At 63.0% G+C, this 14,110-nt stretch carries 15 protein-coding genes and 1 other RNA gene; 13 read left to right on the top strand and 3 right to left on the bottom strand.

The window, feature by feature from the left end:
- Positions 1-47: 47 nt before the first annotated feature.
- Complete coding sequence (locus AC0L2M_RS05345) at positions 48-737, bottom strand: TetR/AcrR family transcriptional regulator (RefSeq protein ID WP_023798781.1); 690 nt, start codon at positions 735-737, stop codon at positions 48-50.
- Between the two features lie 153 nt (positions 738-890).
- On the opposite strand from AC0L2M_RS05345, the gene AC0L2M_RS05340 reads away from it, so the two are divergent.
- Positions 891-2,096: a multidrug effflux MFS transporter gene (locus tag AC0L2M_RS05340; RefSeq protein WP_473534256.1), complete on the top strand. Its 1,206-nt coding sequence runs from the start codon at positions 891-893 to the stop codon at positions 2,094-2,096.
- Positions 2,097-2,244: 148 nt separating this feature from the next.
- On the opposite strand, the gene ssrA is transcribed toward AC0L2M_RS05340, so the two are convergent.
- Positions 2,245-2,601, bottom strand: a transfer-messenger RNA (tmRNA) gene (gene ssrA / locus AC0L2M_RS05335).
- 171 nt (positions 2,602-2,772) lie between these two features.
- Here ssrA and AC0L2M_RS05330 point away from each other — a divergent pair.
- The 6 genes from AC0L2M_RS05330 (at position 2,773) to AC0L2M_RS05305 (ending at position 7,330) form a co-directional block, all read left to right on the top strand.
- The gene (locus AC0L2M_RS05330; RefSeq protein ID WP_023798783.1) at positions 2,773-3,084 is read left to right on the top strand and encodes a DUF2853 family protein; all 312 of its coding nucleotides are present in this window, start codon (positions 2,773-2,775) and stop codon (positions 3,082-3,084) included.
- Positions 3,085-3,283: 199 nt separating this feature from the next.
- Complete coding sequence (locus AC0L2M_RS05325) at positions 3,284-4,078, top strand: thymidylate synthase (RefSeq protein ID WP_023798784.1); 795 nt, start codon at positions 3,284-3,286, stop codon at positions 4,076-4,078.
- A gap of 201 nt (positions 4,079-4,279) precedes the next feature.
- Positions 4,280-5,074 carry a molybdate ABC transporter substrate-binding protein gene (gene modA, locus AC0L2M_RS05320; RefSeq protein WP_031254753.1) on the top strand — a complete coding sequence of 265 codons (795 nt, stop codon included), beginning with the start codon at positions 4,280-4,282 and terminating at the stop codon, positions 5,072-5,074.
- 13 nt (positions 5,075-5,087) lie between these two features.
- On the top strand, positions 5,088-5,792 hold the full coding sequence (gene modB / locus AC0L2M_RS05315) for a molybdate ABC transporter permease subunit (RefSeq protein ID WP_023798786.1): 705 nt from the start codon (positions 5,088-5,090) through the stop codon (positions 5,790-5,792).
- Positions 5,789-6,901, top strand: a complete 1,113-nt coding sequence (modC, locus tag AC0L2M_RS05310) for a molybdenum ABC transporter ATP-binding protein (protein WP_023798787.1) — start codon at positions 5,789-5,791, stop codon at positions 6,899-6,901. Before modB ends, modC begins: the two co-directional genes overlap by 4 nt.
- Positions 6,902-6,988: 87 nt before the next feature.
- Positions 6,989-7,330, top strand: coding sequence for a winged helix-turn-helix domain-containing protein (locus AC0L2M_RS05305; protein ID WP_023798788.1), 342 nt, complete (start codon positions 6,989-6,991; stop codon positions 7,328-7,330).
- Positions 7,331-7,357: 27 nt separating this feature from the next.
- Here the strand turns inward: AC0L2M_RS05305 and cobF are convergent, their stop codons facing one another.
- The gene (cobF, locus tag AC0L2M_RS05300) at positions 7,358-8,131 is read right to left on the bottom strand and encodes a precorrin-6A synthase (deacetylating) (RefSeq protein WP_023798789.1); all 774 of its coding nucleotides are present in this window, start codon (positions 8,129-8,131) and stop codon (positions 7,358-7,360) included.
- A 245-nt stretch (positions 8,132-8,376) separates the two neighbouring features.
- Here cobF and AC0L2M_RS05295 point away from each other — a divergent pair, with 245 nt between their 5' ends.
- From AC0L2M_RS05295 to AC0L2M_RS05270, 6 genes are all read left to right on the top strand, one after another.
- The gene (locus AC0L2M_RS05295) at positions 8,377-9,384 is read left to right on the top strand and encodes a DUF4424 domain-containing protein (protein ID WP_473534255.1); all 1,008 of its coding nucleotides are present in this window, start codon (positions 8,377-8,379) and stop codon (positions 9,382-9,384) included.
- Positions 9,384-9,902 carry a dihydrofolate reductase gene (locus tag AC0L2M_RS05290; RefSeq protein WP_473534254.1) on the top strand — a complete coding sequence of 173 codons (519 nt, stop codon included), beginning with the start codon at positions 9,384-9,386 and terminating at the stop codon, positions 9,900-9,902. Before AC0L2M_RS05295 ends, AC0L2M_RS05290 begins: the two co-directional genes overlap by 1 nt.
- 142 nt (positions 9,903-10,044) lie before the next feature.
- Positions 10,045-11,154, top strand: a complete 1,110-nt coding sequence (gene hflK, locus AC0L2M_RS05285; protein ID WP_091594230.1) for an FtsH protease activity modulator HflK — start codon at positions 10,045-10,047, stop codon at positions 11,152-11,154.
- Positions 11,154-12,131 carry a protease modulator HflC gene (gene hflC, locus AC0L2M_RS05280; protein WP_023798793.1) on the top strand — a complete coding sequence of 326 codons (978 nt, stop codon included), beginning with the start codon at positions 11,154-11,156 and terminating at the stop codon, positions 12,129-12,131. The genes hflK and hflC overlap by 1 nt, the downstream gene beginning before the upstream one ends.
- A gap of 154 nt (positions 12,132-12,285) precedes the next feature.
- Complete coding sequence (locus AC0L2M_RS05275; protein WP_236473681.1) at positions 12,286-12,426, top strand: DUF2065 domain-containing protein; 141 nt, start codon at positions 12,286-12,288, stop codon at positions 12,424-12,426.
- Between the two features lie 138 nt (positions 12,427-12,564).
- Complete coding sequence (locus AC0L2M_RS05270; RefSeq protein ID WP_023798795.1) at positions 12,565-14,079, top strand: DegQ family serine endoprotease; 1,515 nt, start codon at positions 12,565-12,567, stop codon at positions 14,077-14,079.
- Positions 14,080-14,110 lie beyond the last annotated feature (31 nt).

Here is a 14,110-nt window from a genome sequence, read left to right as displayed (position 1 = left end):
CATGCCGGCAGCACAGATGCGAGAGGGCATGCCTCAGATTTTATCGCTTAGGCGCCAGCGAGCGCGCTGTGCTTTTGCGCATCGGCCGCCGGCTGCCGCTTGGCGAAGGCGCGCAGGAAGGTGCGCACGCCATGTGTCGCGGATTGCAGCACTTCATCATCGGTCGGCGTGCCGCCGAGCATGAAGGTCGTCTGCAATTCGGCATTGGCGAGGGCCTGGAACTGGCGCGCCGCGACATCGGGGTCCTCGATGTCGAGGAAACCGGCATGGGCGAGGCGGGCGAAACGGGCGGCGATCGCCGGCCATGTCCTGCCCGGTCCCAGTTCGCGCCATTCGGCAAACAGCTCGGGATAGCGCTCGCCCTCGGTCTGGATCAGCTTGCGCAGGAACTTTCCGTCGCGGCTGCAGATACAGTTGCGGGTCATGCGCACGGCGAAGGCGATCAGATCGGCCTCGAGATCCTTCGGCTGGTCGGGAAAGGTTGAAATGGTGGCGAAGATGCCGGCATTGCAGCGCTCGGTGAGGTCGCGGACGATGGCGACGAAGAGTTTCTCCTTGTCGCCATGGTGATTGTAGATCGTCTGGCGCGACACGCCGGCCTCGGCGGCAATCATGTCGATATTGGCGCCGGCGAAGCTTTCGCGGCAGAACACCTCGCCGGCAGCGTCCATGATCGAGGCGCGCTTTGCCTCATGGCCGCGTGGCGGGATGCTGTCAGGAGAAACGTCGTGCTTCATGAAAACTATATATAGGTGATTGACGAATTAGACAAGAGTGTCTAAATTTATGGACTTAGATTTAGAGGAATTCCCCCTGCAGGAATTCCACGGGATGGGACGTCCCAGGATTACACGCCGGTCGGCAAACCAGATTGAAAGAAGCCCGCTATCATGAATCCCCAATTCCTCCGCATCGCGGTTGTGCTCGGCCTGTTGTCGGCCATCGGTCCGTTCGCCATCGACATGTATCTTCCGGCGCTGCCTTCGATCGGCGCAGATCTGCAGGCCAGCACCGCAGCCGTGCAGATGAGCTTGCTGATCTTCTTTCTGTCCATGGGTTTTGGCCAGATCGTCGTCGGACCGATCTCCGACATGGTCGGGCGCAAGCTGCCGCTCTATGGCGGCCTCGCCCTGTTCATGGTCGGCGGCATCGGCTCGGCGCTGGCGCCCTCGGTCGAATGGCTGATCGCCTTCCGTTTCCTGCAAGGGCTCGGCGCCAGTGCAGGCATGGCGGTGCCGCGCGCCATCGTGCGTGACCTGCACACCGGCACCGAAGCTGCCAAGCTGATGTCGCTCCTGATGCTAGTGTTTTCGGTGTCGCCGATCCTGGCGCCGCTGACCGGCAGCGTCATTATCGAGAATTTCGGCTGGCGTGCCGTGTTCTGGACGGTGACCGGTGGGGCGGTGCTCGCCACCATCCTGCTGGCGACCTCGCTGAAGGAGACGCGGCCGGTCGAGGCGCGTGCAGGCAGTTCGTTCGGCACCGCGCTGTCGGCCTATCGCTTCCTGATCGGCGACCGCAACTTCCTTGGCCTGGCGGCCATCGGCGGCTTCGGGCTGGCGAGCTTCTTCGTCTATCTGTCGAGCTCCTCCTTCATCCTGATAGAACACTACGGGCTGTCGCCGTCGGTCTACAGCGTGTTCTTCTCGATCAACGCGGTCGCCTTCATCGGCATGTCGCAATTGACGGGAACGCTGTCCGAAGGGTTCGGGCTGAGGCCGGTGGTGCGGGTCGCGGTGGTCGGCTATGCGACGACGATGGTGGTGCTGTTCGCGGTGATGGCGTCCGGCGTCGATCGGCTCGACGTCATGGCGGCGCTGCTGTTCGTCGGCTACGGGTTCCTCGGCCTGGTGATCCCTGCGACTTCGGTGCTGGCCATGGAGGAGCATGGCGCGATCGCCGGCACGGCCTCGGCACTGATGGGCACCCTGCACTTCGCCATCGGCGCGGTCGCCATGGGCATCGCCGGGGTGTTCTTCGACGGCACGCCGCTGCCTATGGTGGCGGGCATCATGCTTTGCGCGGTGATCTCGTTCACGCTGGCCAAGGTGACGCTCGGCCGCGGACGGCAGGTTGTCGAAGCGCCGGCAGAATAGATGCTTTCCAGTGAGAGCAATGAAAAAGGCCGGGTCAGTCCCGGCCTTTTTCGCGTCTGGGCGCGGCCGCGCGGCCAGCAAGCCTGCTGCCGTCACAGTATCGAGGTGAGATGGGGATCGGAGGGAAAGTTGGAATCGAAGCAGGAGAAGTGGAGGTTTCTGTTGCCAGGTACCTCCGAACCCCGCCTAGAAGTGCGAACCACTAGGGCTTGATTTGAAGCTGTCGCACCGCTTACGCGGCGAGACGTGCTTCCGCATAGTTGTCGTTGGCAACTATAAGTTCAGCCCGATAACGGTGGTACAATGCCGGGCAAAAGTACGATCTTTACACCTTCGTCGATCCTATTTCGCCCCCAGCAAAAGCCGCTCTTCGCAGAGCGGTTTTTGGTGGAGGCGCCGGGTACCGCCCCCGGGTCCGAACGGCTTATTTCATCGCCTGTTTATCGCCATAGTCGGTCGAGCCGACGAAACAGATATAGGGACCGATCGTAAAAAATGAAAGGCCTCAATGATGCTCTGTCCGCTGTCTCAAACAGCATCGCCAAAGGCTTGACTTGTCAACGCTCTCAACCGAAGCTTTGCGGCGGTGAGGAGTTACCGACTAGCGCACATTTTGCGGCAGCGCGCCACAACCCTCATCGACTGGATCTCGTGGCGCCGACGAGGGGAAAATTTGATGGCCGATTATCTCGCAGACGTGAAGAAGTACGACGCCGCGGCGGATGCCGACGCGGTCGCCAAGATCGTGAAGCATTTGGGCATTGCGCTCAGGAATCGTGATTCCTCGCTGGTCTCCTGCACGGATCCCGACGAACTTGGTCGCGTCAAGGCCAGCTGGGTTGCCAAAAAGCTTGGCGTCGACGACGGCAGCAAGGCGGACGCCGCCATCGAAAAGACCTGCAAGGCGATGGAGGCCGATAACACCAAGAGCCGGGTGACCTTTTATTACCTGGTTGCCAAGGAGCTGGGCAAGCTCGCCAGCCTCTGAGGATCGCATGTCAATTTGCGGATGCTGACGCGGGCAGCTCTTTCTCCCCGTCACTATACGGGGAGAATTGCCCGGCAGGGCAATGAGGGGCGGCGCAAACGAGCGGTAAGAGAAAGCGACTCTGGTGCCGTTTTGACATATTCGGCCGGCAGCCAGTCGGTTATGATTGCCTAACCCGAATCGAGCCCCCGAATCGCCGATGCGCCAATATCTCGACCTCTTGAAGCACGTGCTGGAAAACGGCGCCGATCGCGGTGACCGCACCGGCACCGGAACGCGCTCGGTGTTCGGCTACCAGATGCGCTTCGACCTCGCGCGCGGCTTTCCGGTCACCACCACCAAGAAGCTTCACCTGAAGTCGATCGTGCATGAACTTCTGTGGTTCCTGGCCGGCGACACCAATATCAAATATCTCAACGACCACGGCGTCTCGATCTGGGACGAATGGGCCGACGAGAATGGCGACCTCGGCCCGGTCTACGGCAAGCAATGGCGCTCCTGGCCGGACGGCCATGGCGGCGCCATCGACCAGATTGCCAATCTCTTGAAGGAGATACGCAAGAATCCTAATTCCCGACGGCTGATCGTTTCGGCGTGGAACCCGGCCGAAGTGGAAGCCATGGCGCTGCCACCCTGTCATTGCCTGTTCCAGTTCTATGTCTCGGAAGGCAGGCTCTCCTGCCAGCTCTACCAGCGTTCCGCCGATATCTTTCTCGGCGTGCCGTTCAACATTGCTTCCTATGCGCTGCTCACCATGATGGTGGCGCAGGTCACGGGGCTGAAGCCCGGCGATTTCGTCCATACGCTGGGCGATGCGCATCTTTATGCAAACCATTTCGAGCAGGCGCGCGAACAGTTGCAGCGCACGCCCAAGGCGCTGCCGACGCTATGGATCAATCCGGAGGTGAAGGACTTTTTTGCCTTCCGCTTCGAAGATTTCCGGCTGGAAAACTACCTCGCCGATGCGACGATCAAGGCGCCCATCGCGGTGTGAGCCGCAACATCGGGCTTTTTGCTTTGTCTCAAATTGCTCGCCGGTGCTGTGTCGTCCGCCCGCGAGCGGTGGCGGTGTCATGCAGTGCCGTCGGCGGGCTATTGGGCTAAGTCAGGCAAAAAGCCTTCCCTTGTTATATTCAGGCGGATATATCGACTGGCAGGGTCGCGCCGATCGGATTTCAAGCTCCGGGAGAGTTTCATGCTGGTGCGCAAGGGTTTCGGATTGAAGGCGGCCGCCATTGGCAGTCTTGCGATATTGATCGCCGCCATGCCGGTTGCCCATGCCGATGACAGGCTGATCGTCTTTGCCGCCGCAAGCATGAAGAACGCACTGGATGCAGTGAACACCGCCTGCGCCGCCGATGTCGGCGAGGCGGCGACCATTTCCTATGCGGCAAGCTCCGCATTGGCCAAGCAGATCGAGGGCGGCGCGCCGGCCGACGTCTTCATCTCGGCCGATCGCGACTGGATGAACTATCTGTCCGACAAGAAGCTGACCAAGCCGGGTTCCGAGGTGAAATTGCTCGGCAACCAGATCGTGCTGGTGGCGCCGAAGGATTCGACGGTCGAAACCAGGATCGAAAAGGGTTTTGATCTTGCCGGGCTGATCGGTGACGGCAGGCTTGCCATGGGCGATTTCCAGGCGGTGCCGGCCGGCAAATATGGCAAGGCGGCGCTTGTATCGCTCGGCGTCTGGTCCTCGATCGAAGACAAGTTGGCGCAGGCCGAGAACGTGCGTGCCGCGCTCAAGCTGGTCTCCACAGGTGAGGCAGCGCTCGGCCTCGTCTACGCCACCGACGCGCATGCCGAGCCCGGCGTCAAAGTGATCGGCACCTTCCCACAGGATTCGCACCCGCCGATCGTCTACCCGGTTGCCCAGATCGCGGATTCGAAGGACAAGCATGCGTCGGCATTCCTAAAGTGCCTGCAATCCGCCAAGGCAGGCGAGCTCTTCAAGGCGCAAGGTTTTACGGTCCTCACGCCGAGCAACTGAGGCACGCCAAAAGATGGATTGGTTGCTGGACCTCACTCCCGACGAATGGAACGCGGTCCGGCTGTCGATCAAGGTGGCGACAGTGGCGATGGTCGCCAGCCTGCCGCCCGGCATATTGATCGCGCTTGTGCTTGCCCGTGGCCAATTCTGGGGCAAGACGCTGCTCAACGGGCTGGTGCATCTGCCGTTGATCCTGCCGCCGGTGGTTATCGGCTATCTGCTGCTGCTCTCCTTCGGCAGGCGCGGCCCGGTCGGGGCGTTTCTGGCCGAGCATTTCGGCATTGTCTTCTCCTTTCGCTGGACAGGTGCCGCATTGGCCTGCGCTGTCATGGGCTTTCCCCTGATGGTGCGGGCGATCCGGCTGTCGATCGAGGCGGTCGACCGCAGAATCGAGGCGGCGGCCGGGACACTTGGCGCCAATCCGTTGTGGGTATTCGGGACGATCACGCTGCCGCTGATCCTGCCCGGCCTGATTACCGGCGCGATCCTGTCTTTCGCCAAGGCGATGGGCGAATTCGGCGCAACGATCACTTTCGTTTCCAACATCCCCAACCAGACGCAGACGCTGCCGTCGGCGATCTACACGTTTACGCAGGTGCCGGGCGGCGATGCCGGTGCGCTCAGGCTGACGCTGATCTCGATCATCATCTCGATGGCAGCACTTGTCGCATCGGAGGTGCTGGCGCGGCGCGTCGGCAGGCGGATGGATGTCGAATGACGGTTGTGGTCGACATCAGCCATCGGCTTGGCGACTTCGAGGTCGACGCCCGCTTCGAGAGCGCCGGGCGGCTGACCGCGCTGTTTGGGCCCTCGGGCTCCGGCAAGACGACGCTGATCAACATGATTGCGGGCCTGATCCGGCCGGACAAGGGGCTGATCGAGGCCGACGGCCGCGTGCTGGTCGATACGGATGCGGGTCGGTTCGTGCCGAAGCACAAGCGCCGCATCGGCATGGTGTTCCAGGACGCGCGGCTGTTTCCGCATATGAGCGTGGCCAGCAATCTGCGCTACGGCCGCTGGTTCACGCCGACGGCCGAACGCTATGCGGACATCAATGCGGTGGTCGACCTTCTCGGCATCGGTGCTTTGCTGGACCGGCGGCCGGCAAAGCTTTCCGGCGGCGAGAAACAGCGCGTGGCGATCGGCCGGGCGCTGCTCGCCAGCCCGAAACTGTTGCTGATGGACGAGCCGCTGGCTTCGCTCGACGAGGCCCGCAAGGCAGAAATCCTGCCTTATATCGAGCGGCTGCGCGACGAGACGAAAATCCCGATCGTCTATGTCAGCCATTCGATTTCAGAGGTCGCGCGGCTGGCAAGCGACGTCGTTGTGCTGGCGCAAGGCAAAGTCGCTGCTTGCGGCCCGACCGGGGCGATCATGCAGCGGCTCGACCTGTTGCCGGCGGAGGAGCGCGGCGAGGGCGGCGCGGTGCTGGATACCGCGGTGCTGCGCCACGACAATGTCTTTGGCATGACCGTGCTCGGCTCGGTGGCGGGCGAGATCCGCGTGCCGCTTCTGGCGGTGCCGGTCGGTGCGCCGATGCGCATTCGCATCCGTGCCCGCGATGTGATGATCGCCACCGAACAGCCGACGGGTCTCAGCGCGCTCAACATCTTGCAGGGCACGATCGTAACGATGGCGCCGGGCGAGGGTCCCGCAGTCGAGATCGGCATCGACTGCCATGGCGCAACCGTGCTTGCCCGGATCACCGAGCAATCGCGACAGACGCTGAAACTCCGGCTTGGTCGAGAGGTCTACGCGGTGGTCAAGACGGTTAGCTTCGACCCGGCGAACATGAGCGCCGGCCTGCCAGTCGAGGCGGATGGATGACCCGCGGATGATCGTCGCTATATCATTTTGGAATAGCGGTAGCGCCGGAGAGCTTCTAGGATGGATGGCGGGACTGCGGAGGAGAGAATGCCGTCGCTGAGCTTGCGGATAAACCTCGATCCAGAAGGGCGCATCGGGCCGGGTAAGATCGAGCTTCTGGAGCAGATCGCCGCCTTCGGCTCGATCTCGGCGGCGGCGCGCGGCATGGAAATGTCCTACAAACACGCCTGGGATCTGGTCGAGGACATGAACCGGGTGTTCGGCAAGCCGCTGGTCGCGGCGCAGACCGGTGGCAAAAAGGGCGGCGGCGCGCAGTTGACGCCGGCGGGGCTTGCGGTGGTCAGCCGCTTTCGCGCGATCGAACGGGCTGCGGCTTCCGCGGCGGCGGCGCATCTGGAAGCATTACAGGCGGAGATCGATGCCGGGTGAGGTCGGTGGAACCTGTATCGGCGGAGCCTACTCCTCCGGCTCGCCGGGCTTGCGCAGCAGATAAGTGTCCATGATCCAGCCTTTTTTCCGACGCGCCTCGTCGCGGGTCCTGACGATCTCGTCGCCGACGTCGCCAAGGCGGCCGGAAATGAGGATCTCGTCGGGCGTGCCGAGATAAGCGCCCCAGTGGATAAGGAGGTCGTTGTCGTCCAGCGTGTTGAAGGCGCATTTGCCGTCCAGCATGACGACGGTGCTGCCGGCATTGTCGGGCAAACCTTCCTCGGTGAGCCGGCGGCCGGTGGTGATCTGAACCGCATCGCCGATGCGGTTCAGCGCCATCTTGTGGCTGGCGGCGAGCGCCTGGACGGCAGTGATGCCGGGGATCACCTCGAGCTCGAACGCGACATTGCCTCTCATGCGCACCCGCTCCAGGATGCGCAGCGCGCTGTCGTAGAGCGAGGGATCGCCCCAGATCAGGAACGCACCGCAGCCATCTTGCGAAAGCTCGTCGCGGATCAGGCTTTCATAGATCGCGGCGATCGCCTCGTGCCAGTCATTGACGGCCGAGCGATAGGAGGGCGCTGGCTCGGCCCGCACCGGCACGTCGAATTCGACCCGGCGCGAGTTTGGATTGGTGACGAATCGATCGCAGATCTGGCGGCGCAGTTCTGCGAGATCGTTCTTTTTTGCGCCCTTGTCGGGAATGAACAGCACGTCGGCGCGGTTCAAGCCGTCGACCGCCTGCACGGTCATGTGGTCGGGATTGCCGGCGCCGATGCCGATGACGAGAAGCTTGCGCATGGGCGATCTCCTGCCCGATCGGAACGTCGCTGTCCAGACTGGCTCGGCAGGTCGGCATGGCATGTGGGCAAGCGCGGAAGGGCTTTGAAACTCCACATTGAAACGTCTAGAGCGACGCGCGTCCACTTGGACGCGCAAAGTACGCTCTAGCACCTTGAATCCTCGCATCGTGCTTACCGAAAATCGATTCCGATTTTCGGGCCGATGCGATAGAGTCATAGCGGCATCTCGCCCAGGGAGCTTCCATGTTCCGTTATGTCCTGACCGCCGCGCTGGCGCTTTCGGCCACGCCCGTGTTCGCCAATGATTCGATCGCCGAATTGGGGACGGGCGGCCTGATCCTGTCGCGCAGCGACGCGGTCGCCATGGAAAGCGAGGACCTCTACATCTCGCCCGAAAAGGTGACGGTCGACTATGTCTTCCGCAACAACACCGACAAGGATGTCGATGCGATCGTCGCCTTTCCGATGCCTGACATCGAAGGCGATCCGAACGAGATGCCGGCAATTCCCGACGGCCAGAGCGATAATTTCCTCGGCTTCGAGGTGACCATAGACGGCGTGGCGGCAAAGCCGCAGCTCGAGCAGAAGGCATTTGCGCTCGGCATCGACATCAGTGCCGATCTCGAGTCGCAGAACGTGCCGTTCTACCCGTTCGGCGATGCGGCCAGGGCGGCATTGGCGAAGCTGCCGCAAGCGGTTGCCGACGACTGGGTCGACCGCGGCCTCATCATCGAGGACACCGCCGACGACGGGTCTGGCATGAAAACCGTCTATGTGCCGTTCTGGCAATTGCGCTCGACTTATTGGTGGCGCTCGACCTTTCCAGCCAACAAGGCAGTCCGCGTCGCCCATCGCTACAAGCCCAGCGTCGGCGGCACCTCCTTGGTCAGCTTCTTCTATGACGGCCAGTTCCAGGGCCAATACGCCGCCTACAAGACCCGTTACTGCATGGACGGCACGTTCGAGAATGCAATTCGCAAGGCGGCGAAGGGCACTCCCGACGGCACGCCGAGATATTTCGAAAACCGCATCGCCTATGTCCTGACCACTGGCGGCAACTGGGCTACTGGCTCGATCGGCAAGTTCAGGCTGACCGTCGACAAGGGCGATCCGAAGAACCTGGTCTCGTTCTGTGGCGAAAACGTCAGGAAAGTCGGGCCGACGCGTTTCGAGATGACGGCAGAGAATTTCTACCCTGAGCACGACATCGACATATTGCTGCTGGCACCTTCGGGCGGGAGCGGCGGCTGATGGACGTCGCGATCTATGTCGCCATCGCCGAAAACGGTGTGATCGGGCGCGATGGCGGTTTGCCGTGGCGGCTTTCCAGCGATCTCAAGCGGTTCAAGGCCGACACGATGGGCAAACCTGTCATCATGGGTCGCAAGACCTATGAAGGCATCGGCTGGCCTCTGCCGGGCAGGCTCAATATCGTGGTGACCCGCGACAAGGCCTGGCGCGCCGAGGGCGTCGAAGTCGTGCATTCGCTCGACGAGGCGATCCGCCTGGCGAAGGTGCGCGGGCGCTGCATGGCCGGCGCCGACGAAATCTGCGTCATCGGCGGCGGCGAGATCTATGCCCAGGCGCTGCCGCTGGCCGACCGCCTGCATGTCACCCATGTCCTTGCCGCGGTCGACGGCGACGCGCATTTCCCGCCGATCGACCCGGATTTGTGGCGCATCGGCCGGTCGCAGGACGTTCCGGCCGGTGAAAAGGATAGTCATGCGACACGCTATTCGGTTTACGAGCGACGCCGCGACGTGCATTGAAAGACGGTAAAGGGTCGCGACGGTCCAAAACGGACGGTGACGACGACCGATCGCGTTGAAAGCGCGCCGTCGCATCCCTATAGAAGAACAACACCGGATTTTGCGTCGTCAGGCCGGCGCGTGAGGGAGCGAAAGGACATTTATGCCCTGGAATGACAAAAGCGGCGGAGGCGGCGGCCCATGGGGCGGCGGCAACAATCCAGGACCCTGGGGGCAGGGACCAAAGGGGCCTAGTGGTCCGCAGGGCTCGCCTCCCGATCTCGAAGATATCATCCGGCGCGGCCAGGACAGGTTGCGGCGTGCTTTGCCGGGTGGCGCTGGCGCCAGCCCAGCCGTGTTCGGATTGATCGCGGCGGCGCTTTTAGCGCTGTGGGCGTTCAAGGCGGTCTATACCGTGCAGCCCGACGAGGTTGCGGTCGAACTCAGATTCGGCGTGCCAAAGGCAGAGTTCTCCCAGCCTGGCCTGCATTTCCATTGGTGGCCCATCGAGACGGTCGAGACGGCCGTCATTGCCGAACAACTCGTCAACATCGGCGGCGGCACGGCCTCCGGCAACGGTTCAGGGCTGATGCTTTCGGGCGACCAGAACATCGTCAACGTCCAGTTCTCGGTGGCCTATCAGGTCTCCGATCCGAGGGCCTATCTGTTCGACGTGTCCGATCCCGACGGCATGCTGCGCCAGGTCGCCGAAAGCGCCATGCGCGAAGCGGTCGGCCGGCGGCCGGCGCAGGACATCTTCCGCGACGATCGCGAGGGCATTGCAGCGTCCGTGCGCGAAATCATCCAGACGACGCTGGACGGCTACAAGGCCGGCCTGAACGTCAACGCGATTTCGATCGAGGATGCCGCACCGCCGCGCGAAGTGGCCGACGCCTTTGACGAGGTGCAGCGCGCCGAACAGGACGAGGACAAGTTCGTCGAGCAGGCCAACCAGTACTCCAACCAGAAGCTCGGCCAGGCGCGCGGCGAGGCCGCACAGATCCGCGAGGAGGCGGCCGGCTACAAGAACCGGGTCGTGCAGGAGGCCGAAGGCGAGGCGCAGCGCTTCATCTCGGTCTATGACGAATACGCCAAGGCGCCGGATGTGACGCGCCAGCGGCTTTATCTGGAAACGATGGAGAGGGTTCTGAAGGATTCCAGCAAGGTCATTATCGAGCAAGGCAGCGGACCAGGGGTCGTTCCCTATCTGCCGCTGCCGGCATTGCAGCAGAAGGCGCCGGCGCCGGCGCCGGTGCTGGGAGGAAACCAGTGATGGCCAACCGTCTTCCCATCATCGCCGTCATCGCCGCGGTCGTCCTGTTCCTGCTCTATTCGTCGGTCTTCGTTGTCAATGCGCGCCAGCAGGCACTGGTGCTCAGGTTCGGCGAGATCGTCGACGTCAAGAGCCAGCCGGGCATCTATTTCAAGGCGCCGTTCGCCTTCTTCGATGCCGACAGCGTGCAGTTGATCGAAAACAGGGTGCTGCGCTTCGACCTCGACAACATCCGCGTCCAGGTTTCGGGCGGCAAGTTTTATGAGGTCGACGCCTTCATCGCCTATCGGATCTCGGATCCGCGCGTGTTTCGCTCCGCGGTGTCCGGCCAGATCGAGCTGGCCGAGGCACGCTTGAGGACGCGTCTCGACGCCGCCTTGCGCCGTGTCTACGGTCTGCGCGACTTCGAGGCGGCGCTCTCGGAAGAGCGAGCCGTGATGATGCGCGAAGTGCGCGATCAGCTGAGGCCCGACGCCACGTCGCTCGGCCTGCAGATCGAGGATGTCCGCATTCGCCGGACCGATTTGACGGCGGAAGTCTCGCAACAGACATATGACCGCATGAAGGCTGAGCGTCTGGCCGAAGCCGAGCGGCTGCGGGCGCGCGGCAACGAGGCGGCGCAGCGCATCAGGGCGCGCGCCGACCGCGAAGTGGTGGAGATCGTCGCCGAGGCACGGAGAGAGTCTGAAATCCTGCGCGGTGAAGGTGAAGCTCAACGCAGCGCCACCTTCGCGAACGCCTACCAGCGCGATCCAGCCTTCTTCGACTTTTACCGGTCGATGAATGCCTACGGCACGGCGCTGAACAGTACCGGGACGACGATGGTGCTGTCGCCGAATTCGGACTTCTTCCGTTTCTTCCGCAATCCCGCCGGCGCGGACACGCCGGCAGCGCCGGCTGCACCGGCAGCGCCTGGGCCAGCAGCTGTGCCCCGTGCACCCGCTGCACCGACAGCCCAGCCAGGCACCGGTCAGTAACGGCCGGTGCAGGACTTTCTGGCGGCAATAGGCCTGGTTCTCGCGCATGACCCGAAAATCGGAATCGATTTTCGGAAAGGATCATGCGCCAAATCAAAGTGGTACAGCGTCCTTTGCGCGTCCAAAGGACGCACGGCGCTGTAGTGTCGAGGGCCTGGTCTATGGCGGCTTTCCCGGCCTCGCCAAGAAACTTGCCGGCGAAGTTCTGTCGATGCCGGAAAATACGCTGCGGGTCGCCGGGCTGATTGCAATCGCCGTTGGTGTCGGCCTGGTCTGGCTGGTGCGGGGTGGATGACGATGATTTCGGGATAACGGAGGATTTATCCTCCGCCGATAGCCATAGCCGCAAACGTGCCGTATTTCTTGCCAACATGGCTCGACGCAGCGTTTTCGGCGAGCGCTTTTCTTCTCAGAGACACCGGGAGACTTCTCGATGACATCCAACAGCTTTTTGCGCGCGGCGAGGCGGACATTCACCGCGGGTGCTGCAGCACTTCTTATCGGCGTCGCTACCGTCCCGTCGCTGGTGGCGCCCGCGGCCGCCGACGACGGCCCGGCTTCGGTCGCCGATCTGGCGCAGGGCCTGCTCGGCGCCGTGGTCAATATATCGACCTCGCAGAGGGTCAAGGGCACGGAAGGCCCCGGCGCGGTGCCGATGCCGCAGCTTCCAGAGGGCTCGCCCTTCCAGGACTTCTTCGACGATTTCTTCAAGAACCGTCCCGGCGAACAGGGCAACCCCTCGCAAAAGGTGCAGTCGCTGGGCTCAGGCTTCGTGGTCGACGCCGAGCAGGGCATCGTGGTGACGAATAACCACGTAATCGCCGATGCCGACGACATCGAGGTGAATTTCTCCGACGGCGTGACGCTGAAGGCGACGCTGGTCGGCACCGACACCAAGACCGACGTGGCGGTGCTGAAGGTCGATCCGAAAGGGCACAAGCTGACGGCGGTGAAATTCGGCGATTCCAGCAAGATGCGCGTCGGTGACTGGGTGATGGCGATCGGCAATCCGTTCGGCCTCGGCGGCACCGTGACGGTCGGCATCGTCTCGGCCCGCAACCGCGACATCAATTCCGGCCCCTATGACGATTTCATCCAGACCGATGCCGCGATCAACCGCGGCAATTCCGGCGGGCCGCTGTTCAACAGCGCCGGCGAGGTGATCGGCATCAACACGGCGATCATATCGCCGTCCGGCGGCTCGATCGGCATCGGCTTTTCCATCCCCTCGCAGCTGGCGTTGGGAGTCGTCGACCAGCTCCGTCAGTTCGGCGAGACGCGGCGCGGCTGGCTCGGTGTGCGCATCCAGCCGGTGACGGACGACATTGCCGAGAGCCTCGGCATGGCGACCGCCAAGGGCGCGCTGGTCGCCGGCGTCATCAAGGGCGGGCCTGTCGACAACGGCACCATCCTGGCGGGCGACGTCATCATCAAGTTCGACGGCAGGGACGTCAATGAAATGCGCGACCTGCCACGCGTCGTCGCGGAGAGCACGGTCGGCAAGGCTGTCGACGTGGTCATCGTGCGCAAGGGCGTCGAGCAGACCGTGAAGGTGACGCTTGGCCGGCTCGAAGATGGCGAAAAGCTTGCCAGCGGCGAGAACGGCAATACCGACAAGGACACCGGCGACGAGGCGCCTGCCGTTTCGACGGCGTCCGTGCTCGGCATGACCGTTGGCGACCTCAACGACGAGACGCGGACGAAATTCGGTATTGCCGCCGAAGTCTCCGGCGTCGTCATCACTGAAGTCGCCAAGGATTCAGCCGCTGCCGAACGCGGCATCCAGGCCGGCGAGGTGATCACCGAGATCGCGCAGGAATCGGTCGCCACGCCCAAGGATGTCATGGACCGGATTGCTGCGTTGAAGGAGCAGGGACGCAAGAATGCGCTGCTGATGCTGGCGTCGAAGAGCGGCGAATTGCGGTTTGTGACGATCCGGATGGACTGAGTCCCGGAGGCGCGTGCTGATGGTGTGTCGC

Source organism: Mesorhizobium sp. WSM4806, from assembly GCF_055811635.1.
Note: the sequence above shows the minus strand (reverse complement) of the source record. Positions and strands in the feature narration are given on the sequence as shown.